Origin of the sequence: uncultured Bacillus sp., assembly GCF_958411575.1 — a bacterium.
GTDB lineage: Bacteria > Bacillota > Bacilli > Bacillales > Bacillaceae > Bacillus > Bacillus spizizenii.
On the sequence record NZ_CATYRA010000007.1, the window covers coordinates 176,002 to 202,204 of the forward strand.

35 protein-coding genes and 2 pseudogenes are annotated in these 26,203 nt (G+C 43.4%); 26 read left to right on the forward strand and 11 right to left on the reverse strand.

The annotated features are described in order from the left end of the window. Window positions 1-51 precede the first annotated feature (51 nt). The 11 genes and pseudogenes from yoyG to Q5C82_RS13470 all read left to right on the forward strand — a co-directional run bounded on the left by yoyG (window position 52) and on the right by Q5C82_RS13470 (window position 7,954). Window positions 52-165 carry a YhzE/YjcZ family sporulation protein YoyG gene (gene yoyG, locus Q5C82_RS13420; RefSeq protein ID WP_003218179.1) on the forward strand — a complete coding sequence of 38 codons (114 nt, stop codon included), beginning with the start codon at window positions 52-54 and terminating at the stop codon, window positions 163-165. Then, window positions 159-314: pseudogene (locus Q5C82_RS13425) on the forward strand (hypothetical protein). The gene yoyG and the pseudogene Q5C82_RS13425 overlap by 7 nt, the downstream one beginning before the upstream one ends. Next, a complete protein-coding gene (locus Q5C82_RS13430; RefSeq protein WP_032727320.1) occupies window positions 295-1,629 on the forward strand; it encodes an aspartate aminotransferase family protein in 1,335 nt (444 codons plus the stop codon). Before Q5C82_RS13425 ends, Q5C82_RS13430 begins: the two are co-directional and overlap by 20 nt. Before the next feature lie 6 nt (window positions 1,630-1,635). Continuing rightward, the gene (locus Q5C82_RS13435; protein WP_003218165.1) at window positions 1,636-2,325 is read left to right on the forward strand and encodes a CoA transferase subunit A; all 690 of its coding nucleotides are present in this window, start codon (window positions 1,636-1,638) and stop codon (window positions 2,323-2,325) included. Next, entirely contained in the window at window positions 2,310-2,963 is a 654-nt protein-coding gene (locus tag Q5C82_RS13440) for a 3-oxoacid CoA-transferase subunit B (protein WP_003218163.1), read from the forward strand. The genes Q5C82_RS13435 and Q5C82_RS13440 overlap by 16 nt, the downstream gene beginning before the upstream one ends. 8 nt (window positions 2,964-2,971) lie before the next feature. Further along, complete coding sequence (locus Q5C82_RS13445; RefSeq protein WP_079996389.1) at window positions 2,972-4,282, forward strand: peptidase; 1,311 nt, start codon at window positions 2,972-2,974, stop codon at window positions 4,280-4,282. Then, window positions 4,260-5,087 carry a putative beta-lysine N-acetyltransferase gene (gene ablB / locus Q5C82_RS13450; RefSeq protein ID WP_003218159.1) on the forward strand — a complete coding sequence of 276 codons (828 nt, stop codon included), beginning with the start codon at window positions 4,260-4,262 and terminating at the stop codon, window positions 5,085-5,087. The genes Q5C82_RS13445 and ablB overlap by 23 nt, the downstream gene beginning before the upstream one ends. Before the next feature lie 29 nt (window positions 5,088-5,116). Then, a complete protein-coding gene (gene ablA, locus Q5C82_RS13455) occupies window positions 5,117-6,532 on the forward strand; it encodes a lysine 2,3-aminomutase (protein WP_003218158.1) in 1,416 nt (471 codons plus the stop codon). Next, the gene (locus Q5C82_RS13460) at window positions 6,529-6,807 is read left to right on the forward strand and encodes a YokU family protein (protein WP_003218156.1); all 279 of its coding nucleotides are present in this window, start codon (window positions 6,529-6,531) and stop codon (window positions 6,805-6,807) included. The genes ablA and Q5C82_RS13460 overlap by 4 nt, the downstream gene beginning before the upstream one ends. Window positions 6,808-6,893: 86 nt before the next feature. After that, the gene (locus Q5C82_RS13465) at window positions 6,894-7,118 is read left to right on the forward strand and encodes a YozE family protein (RefSeq protein ID WP_003218154.1); all 225 of its coding nucleotides are present in this window, start codon (window positions 6,894-6,896) and stop codon (window positions 7,116-7,118) included. A gap of 155 nt (window positions 7,119-7,273) precedes the next feature. Beyond that, on the forward strand, window positions 7,274-7,954 hold the full coding sequence (locus tag Q5C82_RS13470; RefSeq protein WP_003218152.1) for a hypothetical protein: 681 nt from the start codon (window positions 7,274-7,276) through the stop codon (window positions 7,952-7,954). On the opposite strand, the gene Q5C82_RS13475 is transcribed toward Q5C82_RS13470, so the two are convergent. Continuing rightward, the gene (locus Q5C82_RS13475; protein WP_003218150.1) at window positions 7,951-8,094 is read right to left on the reverse strand and encodes a hypothetical protein; all 144 of its coding nucleotides are present in this window, start codon (window positions 8,092-8,094) and stop codon (window positions 7,951-7,953) included. The genes Q5C82_RS13470 and Q5C82_RS13475 overlap by 4 nt on opposite strands. 121 nt (window positions 8,095-8,215) lie before the next feature. Between Q5C82_RS13475 and Q5C82_RS13480 the strand changes: the two genes are divergently transcribed. The 3 genes from Q5C82_RS13480 to yodL all read left to right on the forward strand — a co-directional run bounded on the left by Q5C82_RS13480 (window position 8,216) and on the right by yodL (window position 9,459). After that, entirely contained in the window at window positions 8,216-8,392 is a 177-nt protein-coding gene (locus Q5C82_RS13480) for a YozD family protein (RefSeq protein ID WP_003218148.1), read from the forward strand. Window positions 8,393-8,472: 80 nt separating this feature from the next. Beyond that, on the forward strand, window positions 8,473-9,084 hold the full coding sequence (locus tag Q5C82_RS13485) for a phosphatase PAP2 family protein (protein WP_032727422.1): 612 nt from the start codon (window positions 8,473-8,475) through the stop codon (window positions 9,082-9,084). Between the two features lie 60 nt (window positions 9,085-9,144). Then, the gene (gene yodL, locus Q5C82_RS13490) at window positions 9,145-9,459 is read left to right on the forward strand and encodes a shape determination protein YodL (protein WP_003218144.1); all 315 of its coding nucleotides are present in this window, start codon (window positions 9,145-9,147) and stop codon (window positions 9,457-9,459) included. A gap of 38 nt (window positions 9,460-9,497) precedes the next feature. Here yodL and Q5C82_RS13495 read toward each other — a convergent pair whose 3' ends face one another. Continuing rightward, window positions 9,498-9,623 (reverse strand): hypothetical protein, encoded by a 126-nt coding sequence (locus Q5C82_RS13495; protein ID WP_003218142.1) that lies wholly within the window; start codon window positions 9,621-9,623, stop codon window positions 9,498-9,500. A 202-nt stretch (window positions 9,624-9,825) separates the two neighbouring features. Here Q5C82_RS13495 and deoD point away from each other — a divergent pair, with 202 nt between their 5' ends. Further along, window positions 9,826-10,527 (forward strand): purine-nucleoside phosphorylase, encoded by a 702-nt coding sequence (deoD, locus tag Q5C82_RS13500; protein WP_003218140.1) that lies wholly within the window; start codon window positions 9,826-9,828, stop codon window positions 10,525-10,527. Between the two features lie 82 nt (window positions 10,528-10,609). Next, window positions 10,610-11,431, forward strand: coding sequence for an LD-carboxypeptidase LdcB (gene ldcB, locus Q5C82_RS13505; protein ID WP_003218137.1), 822 nt, complete (start codon window positions 10,610-10,612; stop codon window positions 11,429-11,431). Window positions 11,432-11,513: 82 nt separating this feature from the next. Here the strand turns inward: ldcB and Q5C82_RS13510 are convergent, their stop codons facing one another. Both Q5C82_RS13510 and Q5C82_RS13515 read right to left on the reverse strand, forming a co-directional pair. Further along, window positions 11,514-11,765, reverse strand: a complete 252-nt coding sequence (locus Q5C82_RS13510) for a hypothetical protein (RefSeq protein WP_003218135.1) — start codon at window positions 11,763-11,765, stop codon at window positions 11,514-11,516. A gap of 87 nt (window positions 11,766-11,852) precedes the next feature. Then, window positions 11,853-12,554: a class I SAM-dependent methyltransferase gene (locus Q5C82_RS13515; protein WP_003218133.1), complete on the reverse strand. Its 702-nt coding sequence runs from the start codon at window positions 12,552-12,554 to the stop codon at window positions 11,853-11,855. A 152-nt stretch (window positions 12,555-12,706) separates the two neighbouring features. On the opposite strand from Q5C82_RS13515, the gene ctpA reads away from it, so the two are divergent. Next, window positions 12,707-14,107 (forward strand): carboxy-terminal processing protease CtpA, encoded by a 1,401-nt coding sequence (gene ctpA / locus Q5C82_RS13520; RefSeq protein ID WP_003218130.1) that lies wholly within the window; start codon window positions 12,707-12,709, stop codon window positions 14,105-14,107. 34 nt (window positions 14,108-14,141) lie between these two features. Here ctpA and Q5C82_RS13525 read toward each other — a convergent pair whose 3' ends face one another. Together Q5C82_RS13525 and Q5C82_RS13530 are read right to left on the reverse strand one after the other, a co-directional pair. After that, a complete protein-coding gene (locus Q5C82_RS13525) occupies window positions 14,142-15,632 on the reverse strand; it encodes a sodium:solute symporter (RefSeq protein WP_003220083.1) in 1,491 nt (496 codons plus the stop codon). Then, on the reverse strand, window positions 15,632-15,832 hold the full coding sequence (locus Q5C82_RS13530) for a DUF3311 domain-containing protein (protein ID WP_003220084.1): 201 nt from the start codon (window positions 15,830-15,832) through the stop codon (window positions 15,632-15,634). The genes Q5C82_RS13525 and Q5C82_RS13530 overlap by 1 nt, the downstream gene beginning before the upstream one ends. A 182-nt stretch (window positions 15,833-16,014) precedes the next feature. Here Q5C82_RS13530 and Q5C82_RS13535 point away from each other — a divergent pair. Then, window positions 16,015-16,927 (forward strand): annotated as a pseudogene (locus Q5C82_RS13535) (ring-cleaving dioxygenase). Window positions 16,928-16,942: 15 nt separating this feature from the next. Continuing rightward, a complete protein-coding gene (locus Q5C82_RS13540; RefSeq protein WP_003220085.1) occupies window positions 16,943-17,545 on the forward strand; it encodes an alpha/beta hydrolase in 603 nt (200 codons plus the stop codon). A 43-nt stretch (window positions 17,546-17,588) separates the two neighbouring features. Here the strand turns inward: Q5C82_RS13540 and Q5C82_RS13545 are convergent, their stop codons facing one another. After that, complete coding sequence (locus tag Q5C82_RS13545; protein ID WP_003220086.1) at window positions 17,589-18,197, reverse strand: nitroreductase family protein; 609 nt, start codon at window positions 18,195-18,197, stop codon at window positions 17,589-17,591. 129 nt (window positions 18,198-18,326) lie between these two features. Here Q5C82_RS13545 and yodB point away from each other — a divergent pair, with 129 nt between their 5' ends. After that, the gene (yodB, locus tag Q5C82_RS13550) at window positions 18,327-18,665 is read left to right on the forward strand and encodes a transcriptional regulator YodB (protein WP_003220087.1); all 339 of its coding nucleotides are present in this window, start codon (window positions 18,327-18,329) and stop codon (window positions 18,663-18,665) included. A gap of 417 nt (window positions 18,666-19,082) precedes the next feature. Here yodB and Q5C82_RS13555 read toward each other — a convergent pair whose 3' ends face one another. Further along, window positions 19,083-19,472 carry a tautomerase family protein gene (locus tag Q5C82_RS13555; protein ID WP_003220088.1) on the reverse strand — a complete coding sequence of 130 codons (390 nt, stop codon included), beginning with the start codon at window positions 19,470-19,472 and terminating at the stop codon, window positions 19,083-19,085. A gap of 423 nt (window positions 19,473-19,895) precedes the next feature. Between Q5C82_RS13555 and Q5C82_RS13560 the strand changes: the two genes are divergently transcribed. Next, a complete protein-coding gene (locus Q5C82_RS13560) occupies window positions 19,896-20,132 on the forward strand; it encodes a hypothetical protein (RefSeq protein ID WP_003220090.1) in 237 nt (78 codons plus the stop codon). A 33-nt stretch (window positions 20,133-20,165) separates the two neighbouring features. On the opposite strand, the gene Q5C82_RS13565 is transcribed toward Q5C82_RS13560, so the two are convergent. Then, a complete protein-coding gene (locus Q5C82_RS13565; protein WP_003220091.1) occupies window positions 20,166-20,627 on the reverse strand; it encodes an Hsp20/alpha crystallin family protein in 462 nt (153 codons plus the stop codon). A 98-nt stretch (window positions 20,628-20,725) separates the two neighbouring features. On the opposite strand from Q5C82_RS13565, the gene rarD reads away from it, so the two are divergent. The 4 genes from rarD (at window position 20,726) to bshB2 (ending at window position 23,007) form a co-directional block, all read left to right on the forward strand. Next, window positions 20,726-21,622: an EamA family transporter RarD gene (gene rarD / locus Q5C82_RS13570; protein ID WP_003220093.1), complete on the forward strand. Its 897-nt coding sequence runs from the start codon at window positions 20,726-20,728 to the stop codon at window positions 21,620-21,622. Window positions 21,623-21,697: 75 nt separating this feature from the next. Then, the gene (locus tag Q5C82_RS13575) at window positions 21,698-21,976 is read left to right on the forward strand and encodes a hypothetical protein (RefSeq protein ID WP_003220095.1); all 279 of its coding nucleotides are present in this window, start codon (window positions 21,698-21,700) and stop codon (window positions 21,974-21,976) included. After that, window positions 21,973-22,323, forward strand: a complete 351-nt coding sequence (locus Q5C82_RS13580; RefSeq protein ID WP_003220097.1) for a YojF family protein — start codon at window positions 21,973-21,975, stop codon at window positions 22,321-22,323. The genes Q5C82_RS13575 and Q5C82_RS13580 overlap by 4 nt, the downstream gene beginning before the upstream one ends. Before the next feature lie 18 nt (window positions 22,324-22,341). After that, window positions 22,342-23,007 carry a bacillithiol biosynthesis deacetylase BshB2 gene (gene bshB2, locus Q5C82_RS13585; RefSeq protein ID WP_003220099.1) on the forward strand — a complete coding sequence of 222 codons (666 nt, stop codon included), beginning with the start codon at window positions 22,342-22,344 and terminating at the stop codon, window positions 23,005-23,007. 25 nt (window positions 23,008-23,032) lie between these two features. Here bshB2 and rsbRC read toward each other — a convergent pair whose 3' ends face one another. Together rsbRC and Q5C82_RS13595 are read right to left on the reverse strand one after the other, a co-directional pair. Beyond that, on the reverse strand, window positions 23,033-23,881 hold the full coding sequence (gene rsbRC / locus Q5C82_RS13590; protein WP_003220101.1) for an RsbT co-antagonist RsbRC: 849 nt from the start codon (window positions 23,879-23,881) through the stop codon (window positions 23,033-23,035). Between the two features lie 15 nt (window positions 23,882-23,896). Next, entirely contained in the window at window positions 23,897-25,255 is a 1,359-nt protein-coding gene (locus tag Q5C82_RS13595) for an MATE family efflux transporter (RefSeq protein ID WP_003220103.1), read from the reverse strand. A gap of 275 nt (window positions 25,256-25,530) precedes the next feature. On the opposite strand from Q5C82_RS13595, the gene cdaS reads away from it, so the two are divergent. Continuing rightward, window positions 25,531-26,145, forward strand: a complete 615-nt coding sequence (gene cdaS / locus Q5C82_RS13600; RefSeq protein WP_003220108.1) for a cyclic di-AMP synthase CdaS — start codon at window positions 25,531-25,533, stop codon at window positions 26,143-26,145. Window positions 26,146-26,203: the final 58 nt, after the last annotated feature.

Sequence of the window (26,203 nt, forward strand, 5' to 3'; positions counted from 1 at the left end):
CTTGGCCCGCATAAAATGCCGTATATCGTGATTAGAAAGGATGAAAACAACATGTATGGATACTCTGGATACGGTTACGGATTTGGCTGTGGGACCAATACGTTTGTATTGATTGTTGTCTTGTTCATTTTATTAATTATTGTCGGAGCCGCTTTCATTTGCTAGATGATGAAATTCAAAAGGAGCCTTTCCGTTCAGGAAGGCTCTTTTTGTGTGAAAAGTTTTTGCGGGGAACGTCATGCCCCAATTTGGACACTCATACAATATATCAAAAGGTTTTTTTGGGGTGGGAGCATGAGCAGTTATTTGATTAAGCCGGAGCTTAGTTCGGACTATCCAGTGGTTAGCTATGCAAGGGGCTCATATGTTTATGATCAGACCGGAAAAAGATATCTTGACGGCTCATCAGGTGCAGTGACATGTAATATCGGCCACGGGGTTCGTGATGTGACTGAGAAGCTGAAAGACCAGCTTGATCAAGTGTCTTTTGCTTACCGCTCACAGTTTACGAGCGAGCCTGCCGAGCAATTAGCCGCTCTCTTGGCGCAGGAGCTTCCGGGAGATGTGAATTGGTCTTTTTTTGTCAACAGCGGATCAGAAGCGATAGAAACAGCTATGAAAATCGCCATTCAGTATTGGCAGGAAAAAAAGGAAACACAAAAATCCATCTTTTTGTCTCGGTGGAGCAGTTACCACGGAATAACTTTGGGAGCGCTTTCATTATCTGGGTTTTATGAAAGGAGATACCGATTTACCCACCTTATTGAGCGATATCCCACTATTTCAGCTCCTCATGTGTATCGGCGGAATTTTGGGACGGAAGAAGACTTTGTTCAGACTGCCGCTGATGAACTGGAAACTGCGATCAAAAGAATCGGAAGCCAATTTATCGCCGGCTTTGTGGCTGAGCCTATTATTGGTGCCGCAGGAGCAGCGATTACTCCGCCTCCGGGATATTATGAGAGATTAAGTGAGGTATGCCGCACACACGAAGTGCTCTTTATTGCAGACGAAGTGATGACAGGGCTTGGAAGAACGGGAAGGATGCTCGCGACAGAGCATTGGCACACCGTTCCTGATATTGCTGTACTGGGAAAGGGTCTCGGTGCTGGGTATGCGCCTATTGCCGCTGCCGTTGTATCTGATTCTATTATTGAAACGATAAAACAAGGCTCAGGTGTGATTATGAGCGGCCACACATATAGTGCACATCCCTATTCAGCTAAAGCCGCTCTTGAAGTTTTGCGGTATGTGTTAAAGCACGGCTTGATCAAGCAATCAGAGAAAAAGGGGGCTGTACTGAAAAAGAAGCTTGTTGAGACAGCATCTCAAAGCGAGATCATTGGCGATGTGCGCGGAAAAGGACTGCTATTAGGCGTTGAATTTGTAGCAGACAAGAATACGAAGAACGTTTTTCCTCAAGAGCAGGCGGTTACTCAGCGCATGATCGGCGAGGCGAAAAAACGCGGACTGATTGTTTATCCTGCTAAAGCGGGAATAGACAGCGGGGAAGGAGATGCTGTCATTATTGCTCCTCCTTTTACTATCTCAGACGGTGAAGTTGAAGAGCTCATTTCAATTTTTTCGGAAACAGTTGGAGCGGTCGAAAAAATACTGAAAAAGGATTGAAATCAAATGGCGCCATTTCAAAAAACAATCAGCATCGAAACAGCAATTGCAGATGTTCAGGACGGATCGGTCCTGATGTTTGGCGGTTTTGGGGGAGTCGGCACGCCTCCTTCATTGATTGAAGCTATATTGGACAGCGGTGTAACGGATTTAACCGTCATTTGCAATGATGCCGGGTTCCCGGAAATAGGGGTCGGCCCGCTTATTGTCAATCAACGAGTCAAAACCCTGATCGCATCGCATATCGGTTCCAATCCTGTAGCCGGAAAACAGATGACAGACGGGACGTTAGAGGTTCAATTTTCACCGCAGGGAACGCTTGCGGAACGGATTCGTGCCGGCGGATCGGGACTCGGCGGCATTTTAACCGACGTCGGCATTGATAATCAAATGGTTTGTGAGGAAAAGGACATCGTGTCTGTGGCTGGAAAGCGGTATTTGGTTGAAGAGGCGCTGACGGCTGATTTTGCTTTCATCAATGCGCAAATTGCCGATGAATTCGGCAATTTAACGTATAACAAAACAGCGCGCAATATGAATCCGCTTATGGCAATGGCTGCCAGGAGAACCTTTGCCGAAGCTGAGCGGATCGTCCCGATGGGAGAGATTTCCGAAGAAATGATTGTCACACCGGGGGTTTTTGTCGAGGGGGTTGTGAGAAGCGAAGGAGTGAAGTGGAAATGGGCTTGGGAGTAGCAGAGAGAGAACAGATCGCAAAACGGGCCGCTTCTGAAATCAAGCCGGGCATGATTGTGAATCTCGGTATCGGCATCCCATCTTTGGTGCCGAACTTTTTGCCGCCTGACATGCAGGTCATGCTGCAGGCGGAAAACGGTGTGCTTGGCATTGGTGAAAGCCCTGAAAAGGGTGAAGAGGATGAACATTTATGTAACGCCGCGGGGTATCCTGTCCGCGCTGTAAAAGGGGCGTCTTATTTTGATACAACGACGTCTTTTGCGATGATCAGAAGAGGCAAAATTGACATTACGATTTTAGGCGCCCTGCAGGTGAGTCAGTCAGGCGATTTGGCAAATTGGCTTGTCCCGGGAAAAAAGGTGCCGGGCATGGGCGGTGCGATGGAACTGGCCCAAAAAGCGAAAAAAGTGGTTGTCGTCATGAGTCATACAGATCAAAAGGGAAGGCCTAAATTAACGGAAACATGCACGCTTCCATTAACCGCAGCAGGCTGTGTAGATATGATCATTACTGAAAAAGCCGTTCTTGAGGTCGACGGCCGTCATTTCATTTTAAAAGAGCTGATGAATGGCTCGACAATCGACGAGGTGACGAGGCTGACTGAAGCTGAAATCAAAATAGATATGCCTTTTTCTTAAAAGGGGGAGTGAGGATGCATGACATTGAGAGAAAAGTAATCGGGTGGCTTGATCAGCATTCGGCCAAAGCCATTCGTCTTCTCAAAAGACTGATTGGAGAAAAAAGCACTTTGGGTGCAGAATTTAACGCCCAAGCTGTTGTGCTTGAAAAGCTGCGGCAATTTCATATGGACATTGACGTGTGGGAGCCAAGCCTAAAGCAATTAAAACAGCATCCCTACTTTAAATCAGACCGCTCTGATTTTCATGAGAGCCCGAACATCGTTGCAAAAAAAACGGGAGCAGGCGGGGGCAGGTCACTGATTTTAAACGGTCATATCGATGTTGTGCCTGAAGGAAGCGTAAAGGATTGGAAGTATGAACCGTTTCAAGCTGTCGAAGAAAACGGTAAAATATACGGCCGCGGCTCAACGGATATGAAGGGAGGCAATACAGCCCTTCTTTTTGCTTTAGAAGCCCTGCACGCCTGCGATGTTAATTTAAAGGGAGATGTATTGTTTCAAAGTGTTGTAGATGAAGAGTGCGGCGGCGCCGGAACACTGTCCGCCATCATGAGAGGCTATCGTGCTGACGGGGCACTGATCCCGGAACCGACGAATATGAAACTATTTATAAAGCAGCAGGGCTCGATGTGGTTTCGAATTACAGTAAAGGGATTAGCGGCACATGGGGGCACACGCTATGAAGGGGTAAGCGCCATTGAAAAAAGCATGCACGTTATCACAGCCATACAAGAGCTGGAGAAAGTCCGCAATGCGAGAATTTCAGATCCGCTGTATGACAATGTCCCAATACCGGTACCAGTGAATATCGGCACCATCTCAGGGGGAGCGTGGCCTTCGTCAGTTGCAGATCGTGTCGTCATAGAAGGGAGATGCGGAATTGCTCCCCATGAAAAACCAGAAGCAGTAAAACTTGAATTGGAAAACTGGTTGAAGGATTTAGAATACCGTGACGAATGGTTTAAACGCCATCCGGTAACAGTAGAATGGTTCGGCGCTCAATGGCTGCCGAATGATTTACCTGATGACCACCCTTTAATTTCAGTGCTGCAATCAGCCTATCAAAAAACGAAACAGACAGAGCCAATTATCGAAGCTTCGCCATGGGGAACGGACGGAGGGCTTTTATATCATGCAGGAGATACGCCAGTGATTGTCTTCGGGCCCGGGGAAACAAAAACAGCTCATCAGGCAAATGAATACATTGAGGTTGAAGCCATGATAGAATCTGCTAAAATTATTGCACTTTTTGTTATGGATTGGTGCGGGATTCATACAGACGGGGAGGATGCGGATGCTCAAGTCGATAAAGAATAACGGTGTTACAGCAGTTCTGGACCATGACGGCTTTAATAAACGAATCAGAGTCGTTCGTTATGACGGAGCCATTGAGAAGGCTCTGCCTGATATCGTGGCTGCGGCAAAAGAAGAGGGTGCGGAAAAAATCATCGTCTATACAAAACAGCATGATGAGGCAGTGCTTGCCCAACAATTGTTTGTGCCGGAGGGTTTTCTTAAGGGTTATTATCTTGGCCACCCGGCTTGTGTCATGGTCCGTTACCTCACAGAAAACCGGAGACAAACACATTCTTATATAGAGGAACAGGAAATGCTCGAAGCTTTATATCGCACTGCACCTCGCCTCCGCAGTGATAATACACCCGTCTTTACGATGAGAAAAGCTGAAACAAACGACATGTACCAACTATCAATGCTGTATAAAAAAGTATTTCGTACGTACCCGACCCCGGTATTTGACCCTGCTTATATTGAAAAGACGATGAATACAAATACGATGTATTATGTCATGTTTGACCATGACCGCCTGATCAGTGCAGCAAGCGCAGAAATCAACCCTGAGCTCGGGCATGCAGAAATAACCGACTGCGCTGTGCTTCCGGAATATCGAGGACATTCGCTGACAAGCTTTTTAATCGAGGCATTAGAAAAAGAAATGGCTGAAGAGAATATCTTTCATGTATTTTCTCTCGCCCGCGCTGCGTCTTTTGGGATGAATGCTGTGTTGTACCATTCCGGTTATCAGTACGGAGGAAGGCTGATCAATAATTGCTATATAGCGGAAGGTCTTGAAAACATGAATATTTGGTGCAAGCACCTGTAAGTCAAAATGATGCACAAGGAGGAATTCATTTGGATAGCAAATGGTATAAACCGAAACGGCATTGGAAGGAGATAGAGTTATGGAAGGACGTTCCGGAAGAGAAATGGAACGATTGGCTTTGGCAGCTTACACATACGGTAAGAACGTTAGATGATTTAAAAAAAGTCATTAACTTGACCGAGGATGAAGAGGAAGGCGTCAGAATTTCAACCAAAACGATCCCCTTAAATATTACACCCTACTATGCTTCTTTAATGGACCCCGATAACCCGAGATGCCCGGTCCGCATGCAGTCTGTACCGCTTTCTGAAGAAATGCACAAAACAAAATACGATCTGGAAGACCCCCTCCATGAGGATGAAGATTCACCGGTACCTGGCCTGACACACCGCTATCCCGACCGTGTGCTGTTTCTTGTCACCAACCAATGTTCCATGTACTGCCGCTACTGCACAAGAAGACGTTTTTCCGGGCAAATCGGAATGGGAGTCCCTAAAAAACAGCTTGATGCTGCCATTGCTTATATCCGGGAAACACCCGAAATCCGCGATTGTTTAATTTCAGGCGGTGACGGACTGCTAATCAATGACCAAATTTTAGAATACATTTTAAAAGAGCTGCGCAGCATTCCGCATCTGGAAGTAATCAGAATCGGAACAAGGGCGCCGGTCGTCTTTCCGCAGCGCATCACCGATCAGCTGTGCGAGATTTTGAAAAAATATCATCCGGTCTGGCTGAACACCCATTTCAATACAAGCATCGAAATGACAGAGGAATCCGTTGAAGCCTGTGAAAAACTGGTGAACGCAGGAGTGCCGGTTGGAAATCAGGCCGTCGTGTTAGCCGGTATTAATGATTCCGTTCCCATCATGAAAAAGCTCATGCACGACTTGGTAAAAATCAGAGTCCGTCCGTATTATATTTATCAATGTGATCTGTCAGAGGGCATCGGGCATTTTAGAGCTCCTGTTTCCAAAGGTTTAGAAATTATTGAAGGGCTGAGAGGCCATACCTCAGGATATGCGGTTCCTACCTTTGTCGTTGACGCACCAGGCGGCGGGGGGAAAATCGCCCTGCAGCCAAATTATGTACTGTCGCAAAGCCCTGACAAAATCATCTTAAGAAATTTTGAAGGTGTGATTACATCATATCCGGAACCGGAGAATTATATCCCTAACCAGGCCGACGCCTATTTTGAGTCCGTTTTCCCTGAAATCGCTGACAAAAAGGAGCCGCTCGGGCTCAGTGCTATTTTTGCTGACAAAGAGGTTTCATTTACACCGGAAAATGTAGCCAGAATCAAAAGGAGAGAGGCATACACATCGAATCCGGAGCATGAAACATTAAAAGACCGGCGTGAGAAAAGAGACCAGCTAAAAGAAAAGAAATTTTTGGCACAGCAGAAAAAACAGAAAGAGGCTGAAAGCGGAGGTGATTCTTCATGAAAGCATGCGAATGGTGCGGCGAGCTTGAAGCGGTACCTGGCAGGAACACGGTGTACTGGGAGCTCCCTGACGGAACAAGAGCCATAGAACTGACAGACACCCCCGCCATGGTGTGTGCTTCCTGCGGAATGACCTATCAAGAGGAAACCACGATTAAGGAGATTGAGGACCAGCTGCTTTTGATTCAAACAAAAAAACTGCCTGAAAGCCTAACGTATCAGCAGCTCATGGAGACAGAAAGGATTTTGAAACGCAACTATTTTGACTTCTCCTGAATGATGTTTCGGTATTCTTTTGTTGTAATTTTACACTTGAACTGTATAATAGAACAACAAAAGACAGACACCAGGAGGGGAAACCTATGAAATCCTTTTATCATTATTTATTGAAATACAGACATCCGAAGCCGAAGGACAGCATCAGTGGATTTGCCAATCAGGCGTATGAGGATCACAGCTTCCCAAAAACATCAACCGATTATCACGAAATCAGTTCATATTTGGAGCTGAATGTTGATTATCTGGACACGATGGCGACGTTTGATGAAGCTTGGGAAAAATACGAGGCCGAGGTGCACGGCAAATAACCACATGTTAGAATCCGCAGATCCGCGCTGCGGATTTTTTTGTGCGCATACACATACCATAATTGGATACTTCCAATGGTTTTCATGCCCATGCGAATTGGTGTAACCCAGCATACGATAGCGTATGAGAAATGTTGCGGCGAGGGGGAGACACCATGAAGCAAAATAAACCGAAATTCCAAGTAGGGGATATCGTAGTCGTCATTATGTATGGAACAGTCGGCACCGTCACAAAAGTACACCAAATTGATAAACACTATCTTTATGAAGTGAATCATAATGAAGTCTTATACTTTGAATCGTCCATTCAGCTTTATAAAGATTATGAAGGTGTCATTGTCGACATGGAAAAGCTGGATATTGAGTATGAATTCCTTATTGGGGACGTTGTTTATGTAAAAGATTATGGAAAAGAACTCTTTCGCATTATCGGCCACAGAACAGAAATTTGGAGATATTTAGAAGATGGCTGGGAAGATATCATTTATGAGCTGACCCGTTTAAAGGATGGAGAGTGGCTTGAAACGGAGGAAGAGGATCTCACACTGGTGCTGAGAAAATATGAAATGGACCAGTTTGTACACCAGCTTTTGTTTGTCCACTATGTCGGAGAAACTGGCCATGAGATCGGCGAAGATATGGCATCGTCTGCTCTTCTTCAGTTTGAAGGCGATGATGAAGAACAAGATACCCTTCATATCCTTGCTGTATCAATTGTTGATGAACTTCTGGATATTTATAATGATTACAAAATTCTGTACGAAATGTTTCGAGATGAAGAATATAAAGATATGATGATGTTTGTTCTGGAAAGTTTAAAAGAGCATTTCAGTTAGTTTGTGAACATACGGATCAAGACATATAAAAAATAAGGCAGACAGCCCCAAATCATCACATGCGTCATTCCTTTGAGCGTTTTTTCCATTATGATATCAAATCTTTCTCCGTCCAGTGCTTCCATCATTTTAGCAATCATTGCGTCAGCCTCCCATGGCTTGTTTTTTTATTCAATGTATATGACTGAAAGAATTGTTTAGAACACCGGGTATAATTCAGCCTGTTTTTTCATAAAACATAAAAAAGGAGGCGGTACGGAGATGAAAGAAATAGATCTTGTGATTGATACGGAAGAAATCGCTGAATTTTTTTACAAAGAGCTTGCAAGACGGGGCTACATACCGAGTGAGGATGAGCTGTTTGAAATCGCTGATATTACCTTTGATTATTTGATAGAAAAATGTATGATAGATGAAGAGCTGGATGAAGATGATTGAGGGTTAAAACCGGAGCGATCAGCTCTGGTTTTATTATTTGTGATGCTATGACTTCTGTGAAAATCGAGGTGGTTAAATTGTTGTACAAGCCCGTTAGTCTGTTTCTTTTCTTTCTTTTTCTAGCTGTAGCCATTCATACAAATGCTGTGCAATCAGCGGATGAAGCGATAAGCAAGGCAGCTGTTTTGATCCGCCAGCCATGGCTTAATGATGTCATGACAGGGATTACGCATCTTGGTGCTTCTTCTATTCTGCTCCCTCTTATCGTGATCATTGGAGCGGGTCTGTTTTTCTACAGAAAAACATGGGACGGCCTTTTGATGCTCTTGGTATTCGGTGCGGATCGGCTGTTAAACAAAGTTTTAAAAGAATGGATCGAACGAGTGAGGCCTGATTTTGCACCGCTGGTTCATGAATCATCCTTCAGCTTTCCGAGCGGCCACTCCATGAATGCTGCCTGTGTCTATCCTGTCATTGCCTACTTTTTAGTGAAACACCTCCCGTTTTTATCCAAACATAAAAAAATAGTATATACAATAGCCGGTTTAGTCACGGTTTTAGTCGGCATAAGCAGAGTTTATCTTGGGGTTCATTTTGTAACTGACGTGTTAGGAGGCTTTAGTCTAGGTTTGCTTCTGTTTTTCCTAGTAAAAGGTTTTGACGAAAAAATGAAGCGGATTCGACAAAAATAGAGAGAGGAAAACGTGACAAAAACGCCAATATGTTAAAGAAATAAAAGGGAGGGGATCTTGATGATGTTATCCGTGTTTAAAAAGAAGTCTTGTTCCTATGACGTGACAATATTTCAGACACCCCGGTTTGGCGAAAAAAAGGGCTATAGAGCCGTCTATCGAACTGAACTCAACGGGAGCGATCATCAAGACGTGCTGAAAAGAGCATTCTCTTTATTTAATGTATTTGACACCGTTCCAAGTGATTATGATGCGAGATTTATGGCCACAGGGGACGTGATTCTGATTGATGAAGGCAGAAAAGGGAAAACATATTACAAACTGCTTCCCGCCGGATGGAGGAAAATCAATCGTCTGATTGTACAAACGACATAATAAATAGAAAACTGCGGATTTCCGCAGTTTTCTGCAGTTTAAGGCTTGCGTTTGGCCGCGGAATACTCTTTCCCGTGCGCCTCTTCAGCTGCAATTACATCTTTTGCAGGTATATGATTGTTCTTTTTTTGGCCGGTGATCCGGTTGCGCTGTTTTTTACCCATGTCTCATCCCTCCTTCCTGCGGTTAGGTTTTCAAATAAACACCTCGATTATCCCGTTTTTCTCAGGAAGTGTCCAAACGGCCTCGGAATATTTCTTTTTTCGCCAGATTCCTTTATAATCAATGCTGAAGTTTGTCACACCATGACATTCGTTGTAAAATGAACGGACTGGATCATAATTTAGATTTACAGGAGGATATGAGATGAGTGTACATATAGGTGCTGAAAAAGGGCAGATTGCGGATACAGTGCTTTTGCCGGGAGATCCTCTCAGAGCAAAATTTATTGCTGAAACGTATCTTGAAAATGTAGAATGCTACAATGAAGTCAGAGGCATGTACGGATTTACGGGTACATATAAAGGCAAAAAAATCTCCGTGCAAGGCACGGGAATGGGCGTTCCGTCTATTTCAATTTATGTGAATGAATTAATTCAAAGCTACGATGTGCAAAATCTAATAAGAGTAGGTTCTTGCGGCGCTATCCGCAAAGATGTCAAAGTGCGGGACGTCATTTTGGCTATGACATCCTCAACTGATTCACAAATGAACAGAGTCGCTTTCGGAAGTATTGATTTTGCGCCTTGCGCAGATTTCGAGCTTTTAAAAAATGCCTATGATGCCGCAAAGGATAAAGGCGTGCCGGTGACGGTAGGAAGCGTATTTACAGCTGATCAGTTCTACAACGACGATTCGCAAATCGAAAAGCTTGCAAATTACGGAGTGCTGGGCGTTGAGATGGAAACAACTGCATTGTACACATTAGCAGCGAAGCACGGAAGAAAAGCGCTGTCAATTCTCACTGTGAGTGATCACGTATTAACAGGAGAAGAAACGACAGCGGAAGAGCGTCAAACTACATTTCATGATATGATAGAAGTGGCTTTACATTCCGTATCACAATAAAATAAATCAAGAGGCGTGCTGGGTGCCGGCAGCCTCTTCTTTGTGAATGCGGAAACGATTGATAAAAGGAAGGTAATGTAATATGAAAAAGTCCGGTAAATGGTTCTCACTGGCTGCCGCTCTGAGTGTAACGGCAATAGTCGGAGCCGGCTGTAGCATGTCGAATGGAGACGCTCAAAAGGATACGAAAACCACAGCAGAAACAAAGCAAACAGATCAAAAAACAACTGACAGCAAAAAAACAAACACTCAAGACAGTGAGTTTTCATTGGAAAGCAAATATTTCAATGATACTAAAAAAGTAGACGGTCTGGAAACCATTCAAAATCCAGAAAATATACTCGCGCTTGTCAATAAACAATACGCACTGCCCGGAAACTATGAACCTAGCGATCTAGTCGTACCTGATGTAGAGTTTTCTTTTGAGGAAAAGATTCAAAAACGTTACATCAGAAAGGAAGCGGCCGACGCATTAAAAACGATGTTCGATGCTGCGAAAAAGGAAGGTTATGAACTGGCAGCTGTCTCGGGGTACCGTTCGTATGATAGACAGAAAGTCATTTTTGACAATGAAGTAAGCCTAAAAGGGGAAAAGAAGGCAAAGGAAGCGGTTGCTTACCCGGGTGAAAGCGAGCACCAAACAGGCCTTGCGATGGACATTTCGAGCCGGAGCAATGGCTTTGAGCTAAATGAAGCGTTTGGAAGCACGGCCGACGGAAAATGGGTACAGGACAATGCTTATAAATATGGCTTTATCATTCGTTATCCGAAAAATAAAGAGGATATCACGAAATATGAATATGAGCCATGGCACCTGCGTTATGTAGGCAAAAAGGCAGCAAAGGTCATGCAAGATAATGATTTAACGCTCGAAGAATACTTTGAAAAAGTGAAGAAAATCTAATAGAGAAAGCCCGCTTACAATGGATAAGCGGGCTTCATTGTGTCTGGTGAACCTAGCAATTGATCAAATATTTATTCTATGCTTACCAGAAGAATAAACCAGCCAGAGCCACTCCTGCAACTAAACCGAGGGAAATACCGTAAGCCGCTCCATATCCCCAATAACCGCCCCAATATCCGTAACCGAAGCCTCTTGGCCCTCCGCCGGCCGGAGCTATATAAACTTTGTCTCTTGTGACACGGGTAATCCTGCCGACGTGAACTCTTCCGCCTCTCTCTGTAATTCTGACGACTTTACCTTGATGGTTTCGGCAAAGATGGTAATATCTCTCCAATATTGTTTCCCTCCTAAACTGACTTTCTATCAGCATATGATAGATAGGAAAAAAAGGTTGGACGAAAACAGGGGGCGATACGCCGTTTTACTTATACGCGATAAAGATACAATGACCCATATACTCGCTATATATCTGCATGAGTTCATAATGTGTTTGAAGTGTATCGTAATAAATAGGAGCAATCGTTTGCGATAAATCCATTTCTGTGGTTGGCTCAAATTCCATGTCATCCGGAAGAAGTGTTATCGCTTTAGTACTTTGAAAGCCATAAGACTTCAAGGTTTTATGCCACTCGGTTTCTTCAAGTAAACAAGTAAACCCGTAGAAATCCATCATTTGCTCTTTTTCTGCGGGGGACATCGGTTTTTTTAAAGCTGCTTCTATACCAATCAGCATCCCGCCGGGCTTCAATACTCTTGACATTTCTTGAAGAGAGGATGTCAGATGGGAAAAACTGAGGACCGATTCTGACAGGACGCAGGAAAAGGACTCAGAAGAAAACGGGAGGTGTTCCAGCTCCGCCTGATATGCAGGGATGGCAAGCCCTTCATTTGCAAATCTTTTTTTTGCTTTCTCAAGCATGATAGGGTCTTTATCAACGACTGTTACAGGATACAGTAAATGTCCTAAATAAGCCGCAGTTTGGCCTGTTCCGCATCCGGCATCAAGAATCGGCTGATTCAGGGAGGGCGCAGCCTTTTGCAAGACCGCTTTTGAAAAAGCGAGCCCGCCTGGATGCGCTCCTGCGACACCGAATAAGGACAGCATTTCTAAATATCGGCTCAATATCGAATCCTCCTTTTTCTTTATCATATGTCGTATAAAGACATAGGTTTATGAAAAGCGAAAGAAGGGCGTTTCTCTTTCCTTTCTGCTCCGAGTTGACGAATAAGTATTCGTCCATGATAATATTGTAAGAAGAAAAAGGTGGTGTTTAATTGAAACGGCAATTAAAACTGTTTTTTATTGTGCTGATCACTGCGGTTGTCGCTTCGGCGCTTACTTTATTTATTACGGGCAATTCCAGCATCCTGGGCCAAAAATCAGCAAGCATGGGAGACAGCAAGTTCGACAAATTAAATAAAGCGTATGAGCAAATCAAAAGTGATTATTACCAAAAAACAGATGATGACAAATTAGTAGACGGAGCAATTAAAGGAATGATTCAATCTCTGGATGATCCGTATTCCACATATATGGATCAAGAGGCAGCAAAATCATTCGACGAGACGATTTCTGCATCCTTTGAAGGAATCGGAGCCCAAGTAGAGGAGAAAGACGGAGAAATTCTTATTGTGTCGCCAATTAAAGGTTCACCTGCTGAAAAAGCCGGAATCAAACCGAAGGACCAAATCCTAAAGGTGAACGGAAAAAGCGTTAAAGGCATGAATGTAAATGAAGCCGTCGCTTTAATTCGAGGCAAAAAGGGCACAAAAGTGAACCTTGAGCTGAACAGAGCGGGAGTTGGAAATATCGATCTTTCCATTAAGCGCGATACCATTCCTGTAGAAACCGTCTATTCCGAGATGAAAGACAACAACATCGGCGAAATCCAAATCACTTCTTTCTCTGAAACAACTGCTAAAGAGCTGACAGATGCGATTGACAGTTTAGAGAAAAAAGGCGCCAAAGGCTATATTTTAGACTTGAGGGGCAACCCGGGCGGCTTAATGGATCAGGCGATTACGATGTGCAACCTGTTTATTGAAAAAGGGAAAAACATCATGCAGGTTGAATACAAAAACGGTTCAAAAGAAGTCATGAAGGCCGAAAAAGATCGAAAAGTGACCAAGCCGACTGTCGTTTTAGTAAATGACGGCACAGCCAGCGCCGCGGAAATTATGGCCGCTGCCCTTCATGAATCGTCAGGCATACCGTTAATCGGCGAAACGACATTTGGCAAAGGCACGGTTCAAACAGCAAAAGAATATGATGATGGGTCTACTGTCAAACTGACAGTCGCCAAATGGCTGACTGCCGATGGTGAATGGATTCACAAAAAAGGCATCAAGCCTCAAGTGAAAGCAGAACTGCCTGATTACGCGAAGCTTCCGTATTTGGACGCAGATAAAACGTACAAATCAGGTGATTCAGGCACCAACGTCAAAGTAGCTCAGAAAATGCTCAAAGCACTTGGCTACAAGGTAAAGGTAAACAGTACGTATGATCAGGATTTTGTATCTGTCGTCAAACAGTTCCAGAAAAAAGAGAAGCTGAAAGAAACAGGTGTACTGACTGGCGATACAACAACGAAATTAATGACAGAACTTCAAAAGAAGCTGTCAAATAATGATACGCAAATGGAAAAGGCAATCGAAACTCTGAAAAAAGAAATGTAAAAAAAACCATACGCGGCTGCCGCGTATGGTTTTTTTATGCACCCTTTTGATTTGGGTCAGCATCTTGTTTTTTACCAAATAAACCTTCAATGACAGGATTGGATCCTGCCTTCTTGACGAACAGCGGATTCAGAATAACCACAGCGATGATGTTGGCGGCCAATCCCCAGAACCCTTCATAAATGCCATGAGCGGATTGAGTGGTATACACAATAAATGTAACTGCAAGGCCGACTAATAATCCGATAACCGTCGCTTCTTTCGTTTGATGCTTCCAGAATAGGCTGACAGCAATCGCCGGGAAGATTTGCACCATGCCGGATACTCCCAATAGCTGAAGTGTCACTAAGGCAGTCGGGAACAGCATTCCAAACAGAAGCGCAAGGCCGATGACAACAAACACCATTGAACGGGTGATAAGGGTCAGCTTGCTTTGAGACACATTCGGATGTATTAAATCCCGATATAGGTTATTGGCGAACAAATTTGATGCCCCGATTGCCATGATGGAACAAGGGATCAAAGAAGCAAGAGCGATCGTGGCATATGCAAAACCTTGTGCCACGCCGCCGTAAGATGTTTGAATCAAATGCAGCAGCGCCAGTCTTGGATTTGTATCTTCCGGCAGGACAAGAAAGGCGATAAAGCCAAGAAAAATAACCAAAATTAACACAATGTTATAAAGCGGCAAAAACATACTGTTTTTTCTAACTGCATCAGCGCTCTTCGCTGTGAAAACGCCTGTAGCGGCATGTGCCCACATAAAAAGTGCCAGGGCGGAAACAATAGATGCTGTGATAAACCAAGGAATGCCTTTTGGCCCTTCTGCCGGTATCGTCAGCATTTGCGGCGCTTCCTTTACTAACGTGTCAATCATTGGTGTCCAGCCGTTAAAATGAATGAGAGGGAGGGACACCACCATAAACAGCATAATGACCCATACTAAAATGTCTTTAATGATGGCTGTAAATGTAGGCCCTTTAATTCCGCTGAAAAATGTGTAAAGCGCCACAAGAATAAATGAAATGATCACAACGAATTTTACGTTAATATACCCGGTGCCGGCAACTTGGAGCGTATCTTGAATGCCGCTCAGCTGAAGGCATATGTACGGAATAAGCATGAGCACACCGACGATGGCAACAAGGCTTGCTAAAAGCTTACTGTCAAAACGTTCCCGTGCGTAATCTGCGAGTGTTGTTAATTTATGAATTTTCGCAACTTTCCAAAGTTTCGGCAGAAAGAAGTAGGCTATAAAGTAGGCCAAGACAGAATAAGGAATGGCGAAAAATGCAACACTTCCGCCAGTAAAAGCGGTACTGGTTAACCCTAAGAAAGTATAGGCCGTATAGAGGTCGGCGCCTACTAAAAACCAGACGAGAAGACCGCCGAAGCGTCTGCCGCCGACAGACCATTCTTCCACCGAAGTGCGTGAGGATTTGTCTCTTCCGGCGAGAAATCCGATACAGACAACGGTCAAAACGATAATAGCTGTAATGAGTAGTGCAGTCAGATTCCCTTGCATTATTCAAGTCCTCCATCTTTTTTTTGCATCTGGTAAATGCCAAACGAGCATAACGGCGTAATGATAATCCACAACAGCAGCCAAAAGTGGAAAAACGGAAGGCCGAAAACAATCGGTTCAATTCGATTCACAAGCGGCAATAGCGCAAGCTGAACGAATGGCAAAAGAATGAGAATAACAATAAGTGCTTTTTTAACCATTTACTTTCCTCCTGAATCATGATAATGCTCACTATAATAGCAGTTGTAAGAAAAGATCACAAGATAATTATTAGAAAAAAATGATTTTTTCAATTATTTAATCAAAACACATGGTTTGCATCCTCTTCAATAAAGGTTTAAAATAATAAATATCTTTAAATCGAGATAAATAGGAGTGGAAAATGAAGACAGAAGGATTGCACCATATCACAGCATTCGCCAGAGATCCGCAAGAAAACTTGCGATTTTATACAGAAGTGCTCGGGCTTCGGCTTGTTAAAAAAAACAGTAAACTTTGATGATCCCGGAACGTATCATTTTTACTTCGGGAATCAAAAAGGAGATCCCGGTACAATTATGACCTTTTTCCCGTTCCAAGGAAGCGGACAGGGAACGGTAGGCAAAGGCCAAGCGGGCCGTGTGTACTTTTCGGTTCCTAAAGGCTCCCTGTCTTTTTGGAAGGAACGTCTTGAGAAAAACGGGTTGAACTTAGAGGAGAAAATGTTATTCGGTGAAAAGGGTCTTATTTTTGATGATACGGAAGACCTTCCGCTAGCGATTATGGAGGATGCGAAAAGTGGCAAAAGCGAGTGGACGCCTGACGGCATTTCACAACATGAAGCGATTATGGGAATGAAAGGCGTGCTGCTGTATTCCTATGACCCGCAGGCGACCATTCAATTGTTAACGGAAAGCTTTGGATACACCAAAGCGGCGGAAGAAGGCCAGATTGTCAGACTGACATCCTCAGCGACCATTGGTGGCGTCATTGACGTACATCTACACCCTGAAAAAAGAGGGGTGGGAGGTTATGGCACGGTACACCATGTAGCGTTTCGGACAACAAAAGAGGAACAGGCAAATTGGCTGCCGATTATGGCGGAAAACCATCTTTCTTCGTCAGAAATCCTTGACAGAGAATACTTTACATCCATTTATTTCAGGGAAAAAGGCGGTATCTTATTTGAAATCGCCACAGATGAACCTGGCTTTATGACAGATGAAACGTTTGATGAGCTGGGAACCGCATTAAAATTGCCTGAATGGCTGGAGAAACATAGACAACAAATTACAGACATATTGCCTGAACTTTAAAAGGGGGACTTTACAATGAAGTATATTTATGAAAAAGGGACATCTGACAACGTACTTTTGCTGTTACATGGCACCGGCGGAAATGAACACGATCTCCTTTCATTAGGACGGTTTATAGACCCTCATGCCCATTTGCTTGGTGTCAGAGGGTCGGTGCTTGAAAATGGAATGCCGCGTTTTTTCAAACGTCTGAGTGAAGGTGTCTTTGATGAAAAGGACCTCGTGGAGCGGACAAGGGAATTGAAAAATTTTATCGACGAGGCTGCAGAAACGCATCAATTTGACCGCGGCCGAGTGATTGCGGTCGGTTATTCAAACGGCGCAAATATTGCAGCAAGCCTTCTTTTCCATTATAAAGATGTTTTAAAAGGGGCTATTCTGCATCATCCGATGGTTCCGATCCGCGGTATCAAGCTGCCTGATATGACGGGACTCCCTGTTTTTATCGGTGCCGGGAAATACGACCCTCTCTGCACGAAGGAAGAATCAGAAGAGCTTCACCGCTATTTGTGTGACAGCGGGGCATCAGCCTCTGTTTACTGGGAGGATGGAGGCCATCAGCTGACTCAGCATGAAGCTGAACAGGCGCGTGAATGGTACAAAGATGCGATTGTTTAAAAAAACCTTAGTCCGTATTTCGGACTAAGGTTTTTTCATATCCTTACAGCCAAGTTGACACTTTTGAAAGCGGTAAGCGATTGCTTTGATGAGCAGGTTTTACTGCTTTTCCGATTGAAATAAGCATAACCGGAACATAGCGCTCACTAACATCAAATTGCTTTTGGAACTGCTCTTTGTTAAATCCGCCGATTGCGCAAGTGTCATAACCTTTTGCTTTTGCGGCAATCATAAGCTGCATAGCTGCTAAAGAAGCATTTAAGAAAGCGGAATCTCGTGCGAATTGCTCGCTTTGGTAGGCACCGTTGATTTGGCCGAGCAATGTTTGTTTGATTTCATCTGTAATATAGCCTTGGTTTGCTAATTCAGCGTAAACTTCTTCACCGTTTTCATTTGCTTTTAAATCGCCTAAAATGGCAACAACAGCAGAAGACTCAATGATTTGTTTTTGATTATACGCTATAGGAAGAAGCGCCGCTTTTGATTCATCACTGTGGAATACAGTGAAATGCCAATGCTGAAGGTTCCAAGCTGAAGGCGCTTTAACGGCAAGGTCCAATAGCTCAGTCAGCTCCTCCTTAGAGATCGGGGCATTTGTATCATATTCCTTTACAGATGCACGTGCTTTTAAAACATCCAGAGTATTCGTCATAGTGTTTCCTCCTTCGGATAAACGTGGTATGATAATAGAAAAGTTAGAAGCTTACTAAATGTAACTTGAAAGATTATTGTAATGGATCATTGAATACATGTCAATTAATAGATGAAGGGATGAGGACTTGTGGGAAATACAATGTGCCCTAAAATGGAATCCGCTTTCTCATTGTTGGGAAAACGATGGAACGGTCTGATCATCCATGTGCTTATGGATGGGCCGAAACGGTTTAAAGAGATAACGGAAACAATTCCGATGATCAGCCAAAAAATGCTCGCAGAGCGCCTTAAGGAGCTTGAACAAAACGAGATCGTCGAACGGCAGGTTCTCCCTGAAACGCCGGTCAAAGTCATCTACACGCTGACTGAAAAAGGAACAGCGCTTCAAGCTGTATTCCAAGAGATGCAGGCGTGGGCCGATCAATTTTGCGAACCCGGGGAAACCGTGTGCGAGGAAGAGAAATAAGGAAAGAAGCGTTCGGGAAAGGGTCTTTATTTCATAATATAGTCATTAGTCATGTAAGGGGTGGTGGTTCATACCGTTTACATGGCTTTTTATATTGGTCAGAATGCCTTTTACAGATTTGTAAAAATAATATGAATGTGAATGGGGATGATCGTTTATCTGGTTATGCAAATCAGTAAAGTGGAACTCTATCTGCCTGAATTTTATATTTTCGGCCAAAACCCAGTCACCTTCCATTGGAATTTCATTGGCATCAAGACTGGATTTAAAAAGGCCACCAAATTCGGATTACCCCGTTATACCTTGTTTTGCTGGCAGTTTTCGCAGTGATTATTTCCGCTTTTACTAAAAAAATGAGAGAATGAAAAGAGAGGACCTCTGATGAAGCCCTCTCTTTTTAACTGCATGTTCATTATTTTATAGTTTTCCATTCAAAAATTGCGCCTCACCAAGACCGAAACTCCAGTCTGCGTCACCATTCTCGGTAATAGAAACCATTAGGTCTTCTGGAGATATACCGCATTCTGCCTCTAGTTTTTCAGCCAGGAGGGCATACAATTTTTCTTTTTGGCTTTCTGTTCTTGCTTTGCTTGTCATACTGATAATGACAAGATCCTTGGATCTTTTAAATCCTAATCCAGTATCCTGGATTATAAGCTCGTTTGCCGGATGCTGATGGACAATTTGATAACGGTCCCTTTCCGGAACACCAAACGCTTCGACCATCGCTTGGTGAGCGGTATCTAATAACAATTGCAGCGATTTTTCATCACGGCCTTTAATTACATCAAAACGTAATAATGGCAAGTGAATTCCTCCTCATGTGAAGTTGTTATCCGTCCGTTTTCATGTTGTTTGGGACTTGTTTCTAGACAATGGATAAATATAAAGGCTGGCTGCTAACTTGATAAAAAACATAACATATAACCAATAGTTAATCAACATATAACTAATAAATAGTGTGGAAAGTGTGATGGAAACCGAGGAAGCCCGCAAAAATGATTACAAGTCGTGGTTTGGGAGATTAGTATGAATATACTAGTTAACCAAAAGGTGACAATTAAGTAACCAAGATGTTTTACTATCTGTTGACAAAAACGTTTTCAGTTTATCGTGTGTGTTATTGGCAGGGCTTGTGATGTAACAATACCTAGATTTAGTTCATAGCCCAATCGTTTTTCTTCCTTGTTGAATACCCTACGTATAGGCAGACATAAAGGAGGAAAAATCATGTACCCTCATCATTCATATTATCGCGGGAACCCAGACCCAGCCGGATACCCGGTGCGTAATCCTTTCTTGTTTGGAGCTCCTTTAGTCGGTGGTTTATTAGGCGGTTTTCTTGGGAGTGCTCTGTTTAACTATCCTCGTCCCTATGCTTATCCGCCTGGCCCTTACGGATACGGAGGCGCACCGTACGGTTTTGGCGCCGGCGCGCCATACGGGGGTTATCCCGGCTTCTATTAATAAAAAACGGCCTGCATCGGTGCAGGCCGTTTTTTATCGGATGATTTCTACCTCGGACATATTGTAGTCTTGCTGCTTCTGAAACATGACTTCCAGAAGGCCATCCTTATAGACGGCTTTTGTTCCTTTGCGTTTGACTAAACAAGGCAGATTTATCTTTTTGGGATGCCCCAAATTCGGGAAATTTTCTATCATTAATGCGTGAGAAGTGTGTTTAATTTTCAACTGTTCCAGCTGGCTTTCACTGATTGGCACCTTTACAAACACATGGTCTGCTGTTTCGAATATATCAATATCAGGTTTGGCATCAGGTTTGGCGGGCTGTTCTTTTTTGGGAAGGGGATCGCGGAAAGGAAATTGAGCCGCATAATCACTTCCGAACACACTTTCCATCACACGATTTACATACGTTTCAACTTCTTTTGGATCAGCTTTTTTTAAAGCTTCTTTAGAAAATTGATTGTGGAAAGGAAAGTACTTGTTCCACTCAAACATCGTCGTCACACCCTTTCTTCATGGACAAAATAGTATATGCCCGACAGATCTTTCACGTGATATAATATAAGATGCTCTAAAGAAAGGCAGGGATTTACATGCAATATACAGAAACGAAAAAAGGCGTTCTTTACACAGCCGTTTCCTTTATCATGTGGGGGCTGTTTCCGCTCTATTGGAAGCTTCTCGAACAGCTGCCGGCTCTTGATATTTTGGCTCACCGTATTATATGGTCTTTTGTTTTTATGTGTATCGTGCTTTTTTTCTTGCGGCAATGGAAAACAGGGTGGCAGGAGCTGCGCTCTTTGAAAAAGAATGGAGGCATCCTATCTTTATTTCTCGCTTCTGTCCTGATTTCGATTAACTGGTTTGTATACATATGGGCTGTCAACCATGGTTTTTTGCTTGAGGCTAGTCTTGGCTATTACATTAATCCGCTTGTATCAGTGCTCCTTGGAATTTTATTTTTAAAGGAAAAACTGAATCGCCTGCAACTGGTGGCGGTTTCGATTGCGGCGGCCGGCGTCATCATCTCAGCGTTCCAATACGGCTCCATTCCTTATGTTGCGCTCCTGCTCGCATTCAGCTTCGGGCTGTACGGGTTAAGCAAAAAAAGAACAAGTCTGCCGAGCGCCATCGGTTTAACACTTGAAACATTCATGATTATGCCGATTGCATTGGGGTATTTGCTGCTGAGCGGCCATGTTCAGCCAGCGGGTGCAGAAAGCGGGGGCACGTGGATGCTGCTCTTTTTTGCTGGTGTGTTTACGGCTTTGCCGCTATTATTGTTTGCGGAAGGGGCGAAACGGCTGCCGCTGTATCAAGTCGGAATCTTGCAATATATTGCACCGACCATTACCTTGCTGATCGGACTGTTTGTTTACCATGAGCCATTTTCAAGCTCGAAGGCTTTTACATTCAGCTGTATATGGGCTGCGCTGCTCTTGTTTACGTTTTCACAAGTAAAATGGAAACGGGCGTCAAAAAGCCATTGAGGCCTTTGGCTTTTCAGTTAAAGCATATATTATGTATAATCATTTCATGTATGTAAGACATAAAGGAGCAAGACGATGGACAATGATAAAGAGATAGTGAAAGCCTACGCTTCACTTTGGAATAACAGATCTCTCACAAGTGATGACGCAGAAGCGGTAGCAGAGGCGATTGATCTTGAGCTCTTGGATAAACGAACACATCCGAGACTCCGGAAACCGATGCTGGAAAAATATTTTGCCGCGATCCAACGCATTGTGAATTCACAGCTCGAACCGGCTGTGAAATATCAGCTGGTCAAATTACATACAGAACGTGCAGAGCATTTAAAAGAAGAAAGAGGGGAGCAATCATGAAAGCAATCATAAAAGAAGATGTGCAAGCATCTTTAGAACGATATGCGGACCGCCCTGTATATATCCATTTAGAAACCACAACCGGTTCTTATTCAGCGCACTTAAATGAAAAAAACATGACGGTTGTTGCATACATCCGCAATGCAAAAGTCACCTATCATCAGGCGAAAATCAAAGGAAGCGGACCTTACCGTGTTGGCTTAAAAACAGAAGAAGGCTGGATTTATGCTGAAGGCTTGACTGAATACACGATAGATGAAGAAAACCGTTTATTAATGGCGGGACACCTGCCGGGCGGTAAACTGGCTATTTCTCTGCAAATCAGTGAAAAACCGTTCACAGTTTAAAGAAAAGGGTGAAAAATAATGAAAGAACACGTACTTGTAATCCTGCCTCACCCTGATGACGAATCATACGGAGTGGCAGGCCTGATTGCCTTAAACAGAAAAAAAGACATTCCCGTTACGTACGCCTGTGCCACTTTAGGTGAAATGGGCAGAAATATGGGCGATCCATTTTTCGCGAATCGGGAAACATTGCCGCTGCTAAGAAAACAAGAGCTCATTAACGCTTGCAAAGAAATGGATATCAATGATCTTCGGATGCTGGGGCTCCGTGACAAAACGCTCGAATTTGAAGACGATGAGTATTTAGCTGATATCATGGAAGAGATCATAGATGATGTAAAACCAAGTTTAATTGTCACATTTTATCCTGGACACGGTGTGCACCCTGACCATGATGCATGCGGGGAAGCGGTTATTCGTGCATTGTACCGGAAAAAGAAAGAAGACCGTCCGCGTACGCTCTGCATGGCGATTACACGCAATAGAGAAGAGGTTCTCGGCGAAGCAGATGTCGTACTTGATATCAAAGAAGTGGCTGATATTAAAATGAATGCGTTAAGAGCTCACCGCACTCAAACAGAAGGCATGCTTAGAGAGCTTGAAGAAAAATTGAAAAACAATGAACCTGTTATGGCAACATGGTTTGAAGAAGAAGTATATTGGACGTATCAATGGAATGATTAATCAAAAAGGTATAAGGCCTTAAGCCTTATACCTTTTTTAATTTCAAGTCAGATGCAATCGCTGAAGCGAGGGTAGATCTCAAGGAAATATCTTCAAAAGTCAAACCTAGCTGAACCGCGGTTTGCGCGATTTCCGGGCGGATTCCCGACAATGTGGATGAAACGCCGATTAAACGCAGCGCTTCAATCAGACTGAACAGCTGGTGGGCAACCATTGTATCAATAACAGCTACTCCTGACAAATCAATATACAGCTGCGTCACCTTTTTCTCCGCACATTGATGCAGGGTGTTTTCCATAATCAGTTTGGCGCGTACTGTATCAATATCTCCGATTAAAGGCAGCAGTCCGACGCTGTGAAACAGCACAATGACCGGTGCGCTTAATTCAGTAATCATATCTTTTTGAGCCTGAAGCTGAAGGCTTGTGTTTTTGTACATCTCTTCTATAAAAATATGAATCACAAGATCGAACGCTTTTATAAGGGAGTGATACAGATCTTCGGCTTCTTCGCCTTTCACAGTGTCCTGATTGAGATGGACAAATTCTTTCACATAGGAAACATATAAATCTCTCACTCTAACAAACTCCCGGATAATATAGTGGATAGGAGTCTTTAAATGCTCTTGATCCTGTGTCACTTCAAACGCCCATTCTTTCAGTATAGGTAGGTATACCTCCTCATCATCTATGAAAATGCGATTTATCTTATAATTGAAGGCGAGATTCTGGCTCTTTAAATTGTGAATGACAGCAGGGTCAGTTGATGCATAGATGGAATTCGGATCAGTCTCCTCGATTGTTTCGTACCATGTTGAACTGATCGTCTCCGCATGCTGAGAAAGATATTCGTATAATTTCTTATTTTTTGCCATGATTGATCACCTCTTTTAAATGTGTTGTTTTTGCGAATAACGTTTTTGCAGTTTAGCCAGCCTGAAAAACAGTCCAACTGCTCCTGCGGCGAGTCCTGTAATTAATCCGATCCAATAGCCAAACGCGCCGAGGCTTGTAAACGTACCGACCGCATAACCGACCGGAAGGCCAATGACCCAATAAGAGACAAAGGCGGCAGCAAGCGTATAGTTCACATCTTTGTACCCTCGGAGCGCTCCCTGGATCGGTGCTGCAACAGCATCGGAAAGCTGAAAAAACAGCGCATAAATTAAAAAGTGCTGTGTCAGCCGGAGCACATCAGGGTCAGAAGTGTACATGCCGGCAATTTGCTCTCTGAATAAAAGGATACAGGCTGCTGTCAACAAGGAAAAACCGATCGCCATCATGATGCCGATCAAGCTATATGAGCGCGCATCCTTAAAACGGGCTGCACCAGCTTCAAAACCGACAACAATTGTTAATGCCATGGACACACTGAGCGGCAGCATATATAAAAGTGAAGCAAAGTTCATGGCTGCCTGGTGGGACGCGATAGTGACTGTATTAAAATGGCTCATCAGAAGCGTGACAGCTGCGAAAATGCTCGTTTCAAAAAACACGGCGAACCCAATAGGCAGACCGATTTTGAGCATATTTTTGCATGCTTTCCAAGAGAATTTATACATTGTAAGGAAAATCCCGTATTCGGAAAACGGTGCTGATTTATGAATAATGAAAAAACTGATGATGCAGATACACCAATATGTAAGCGCGGAAGCTAGCCCGGCGCCTACACCGCCGAGTGCCGGCATGCCGAATTTCCCGAAAATGAATACGTAATTCAATACAAAATTGATCGGAAGAGAACTGAGTGTAATCATCATTGTGACTCTCGTTTTTCCTAATGAATCAATGAATGATCTCAAAACGGTGTAAACAAATAAAGGGAAAATTCCCAGCGATAAAAAGCCTAAAAAGTGTTTGGCAATTTGATGGACGTGAGTTTCAAGGTCTAATCGGCCAAGAATAAGGTCAACTGCAGCATATCCAATCGCTAAAACAGCTATGCTAAGAAGTGCGGCCACGTATACAGCCTGTAAAACAGTAAAGGGAATTTGCTGTTTTTTTTCAGCGCCTAAAAACTGAGCGACAATCGGGGTGACCGCCATTAATATACCTGCAAGTCCTGTATAAACAGGGGTCCAAAGGCTTGAGCCAATAGCGACACCAGCTAAATCAGCGGGGCTGACTTTCCCAGACATCACCGTATCTAAAAAAGTCATAAGAGAAAGCCCCGCCTGGGTAATTAATATCGGAATTAAAATGTGCAAAAGCTGTTTGATCTTTTGCCGGGCGTTTCGAGTTTCTTTCATACATTGATCTCCGTTTCTTTTTCATAACGAGAGAAATTATAACATTTTATGTATAAAAAGCAATGAACGCCGGTCCTATTCTTTTTTTGTCGGTTTCGTTTTTCTAAACATTTGGGCATAAATAAAAGAAAGCGAAATCACGCCTAAAAAGGTGCAAACATACTGAATGATTCTTTCGATTTCCATTCTTTACATCCCTCCTTTACCAATAGAATGTGCATCAATAAGATTAGCATGCGTGAAAAGTTGGAAATTTGAAAAGGAGATGAAGGTCTATGCGTTATGAACAGATATCAGAAAATGCATTTAAGGGAAAAATACAAGTGTATTTAGAGCAAATATTAGGTGATGCGTCGCTAATCTTAAAAACGCTACACGAAAAAGACCAGTGCCTTCTTTGTGAATTAGATGAATTGGGCCACATTTTTCAGGACATGCAGGGCATCGCATCATCGTTTTATTTGCAAACATACATTGAGCAATTTACACCGGCATTTATCGAGCTGGCCAAGGCGATTAAAGCCCTTTCGGAACATAAGCATGGTGCTTTAATTGTGATTGAAAGAGCGGACCCTGTTGAACATTTTATTCAAAAAGGAACCTCCCTTCATGCGGAGATCAGCGCTTCATTAATTGAAAGCATCTTTTTCCCCGGAAATCCTCTACATGACGGCGCTTTATTAGTGAGGGAAAATAAACTTGTCTCAGCAGCCAATGTTCTCCCGCTGACAACAAAGGAAGTGGATGTCCATTTGGGAACAAGGCATCGCGCGGCTCTTGGTATGTCGGGGTATACGGATGCGCTTGTTCTCGTTGTTTCAGAGGAGACAGGGAAGATGTCGTTTGCCAAAGATGGTGTATTATATCCGTTAATTTCGCCAAGAACGTAAAAATAAATAAAAGGGCCTGATTAAGAAACCTATCATGAGACAAAATGACTGAATTCGA

What these genes read in the sequence shown, in the direction of transcription:
- yoyG (WP_003218179.1), top strand. Translation starts at nt 52, where the DNA reads ATGTATGGATACTCTGGATACGGTTACGGATTTGGCTGTGGGACCAAT.
- Q5C82_RS13430 (WP_032727320.1), top strand. Translation starts at nt 295, where the DNA reads ATGAGCAGTTATTTGATTAAGCCGGAGCTTAGTTCGGACTATCCAGTG.
- Q5C82_RS13435 (WP_003218165.1), top strand. Translation starts at nt 1,636, where the DNA reads ATGGCGCCATTTCAAAAAACAATCAGCATCGAAACAGCAATTGCAGAT.
- Q5C82_RS13440 (WP_003218163.1), top strand. Translation starts at nt 2,310, where the DNA reads ATGGGCTTGGGAGTAGCAGAGAGAGAACAGATCGCAAAACGGGCCGCT.
- ablB (WP_003218159.1), top strand. Translation starts at nt 4,260, where the DNA reads ATGCTCAAGTCGATAAAGAATAACGGTGTTACAGCAGTTCTGGACCAT.
- Q5C82_RS13460 (WP_003218156.1), top strand. Translation starts at nt 6,529, where the DNA reads ATGAAAGCATGCGAATGGTGCGGCGAGCTTGAAGCGGTACCTGGCAGG.
- Q5C82_RS13465 (WP_003218154.1), top strand. Translation starts at nt 6,894, where the DNA reads ATGAAATCCTTTTATCATTATTTATTGAAATACAGACATCCGAAGCCG.
- Q5C82_RS13470 (WP_003218152.1), top strand. Translation starts at nt 7,274, where the DNA reads ATGAAGCAAAATAAACCGAAATTCCAAGTAGGGGATATCGTAGTCGTC.
- Q5C82_RS13475 (WP_003218150.1), bottom strand. Translation starts at nt 8,094, where the DNA reads ATGATTGCTAAAATGATGGAAGCACTGGACGGAGAAAGATTTGATATC.
- Q5C82_RS13480 (WP_003218148.1), top strand. Translation starts at nt 8,216, where the DNA reads ATGAAAGAAATAGATCTTGTGATTGATACGGAAGAAATCGCTGAATTT.
- yodL (WP_003218144.1), top strand. Translation starts at nt 9,145, where the DNA reads ATGATGTTATCCGTGTTTAAAAAGAAGTCTTGTTCCTATGACGTGACA.
- Q5C82_RS13495 (WP_003218142.1), bottom strand. Translation starts at nt 9,623, where the DNA reads ATGGGTAAAAAACAGCGCAACCGGATCACCGGCCAAAAAAAGAACAAT.
- deoD (WP_003218140.1), top strand. Translation starts at nt 9,826, where the DNA reads ATGAGTGTACATATAGGTGCTGAAAAAGGGCAGATTGCGGATACAGTG.
- ldcB (WP_003218137.1), top strand. Translation starts at nt 10,610, where the DNA reads ATGAAAAAGTCCGGTAAATGGTTCTCACTGGCTGCCGCTCTGAGTGTA.
- Q5C82_RS13525 (WP_003220083.1), bottom strand. Translation starts at nt 15,632, where the DNA reads ATGCAAGGGAATCTGACTGCACTACTCATTACAGCTATTATCGTTTTG.
- Q5C82_RS13530 (WP_003220084.1), bottom strand. Translation starts at nt 15,832, where the DNA reads ATGGTTAAAAAAGCACTTATTGTTATTCTCATTCTTTTGCCATTCGTT.
- Q5C82_RS13540 (WP_003220085.1), top strand. Translation starts at nt 16,943, where the DNA reads ATGAAGTATATTTATGAAAAAGGGACATCTGACAACGTACTTTTGCTG.
- Q5C82_RS13545 (WP_003220086.1), bottom strand. Translation starts at nt 18,197, where the DNA reads ATGACGAATACTCTGGATGTTTTAAAAGCACGTGCATCTGTAAAGGAA.
- Q5C82_RS13560 (WP_003220090.1), top strand. Translation starts at nt 19,896, where the DNA reads ATGTACCCTCATCATTCATATTATCGCGGGAACCCAGACCCAGCCGGA.
- Q5C82_RS13565 (WP_003220091.1), bottom strand. Translation starts at nt 20,627, where the DNA reads ATGTTTGAGTGGAACAAGTACTTTCCTTTCCACAATCAATTTTCTAAA.
- rarD (WP_003220093.1), top strand. Translation starts at nt 20,726, where the DNA reads ATGCAATATACAGAAACGAAAAAAGGCGTTCTTTACACAGCCGTTTCC.
- Q5C82_RS13575 (WP_003220095.1), top strand. Translation starts at nt 21,698, where the DNA reads ATGGACAATGATAAAGAGATAGTGAAAGCCTACGCTTCACTTTGGAAT.
- Q5C82_RS13580 (WP_003220097.1), top strand. Translation starts at nt 21,973, where the DNA reads ATGAAAGCAATCATAAAAGAAGATGTGCAAGCATCTTTAGAACGATAT.
- bshB2 (WP_003220099.1), top strand. Translation starts at nt 22,342, where the DNA reads ATGAAAGAACACGTACTTGTAATCCTGCCTCACCCTGATGACGAATCA.
- rsbRC (WP_003220101.1), bottom strand. Translation starts at nt 23,881, where the DNA reads ATGGCAAAAAATAAGAAATTATACGAATATCTTTCTCAGCATGCGGAG.
- Q5C82_RS13595 (WP_003220103.1), bottom strand. Translation starts at nt 25,255, where the DNA reads ATGAAAGAAACTCGAAACGCCCGGCAAAAGATCAAACAGCTTTTGCAC.
- cdaS (WP_003220108.1), top strand. Translation starts at nt 25,531, where the DNA reads ATGCGTTATGAACAGATATCAGAAAATGCATTTAAGGGAAAAATACAA.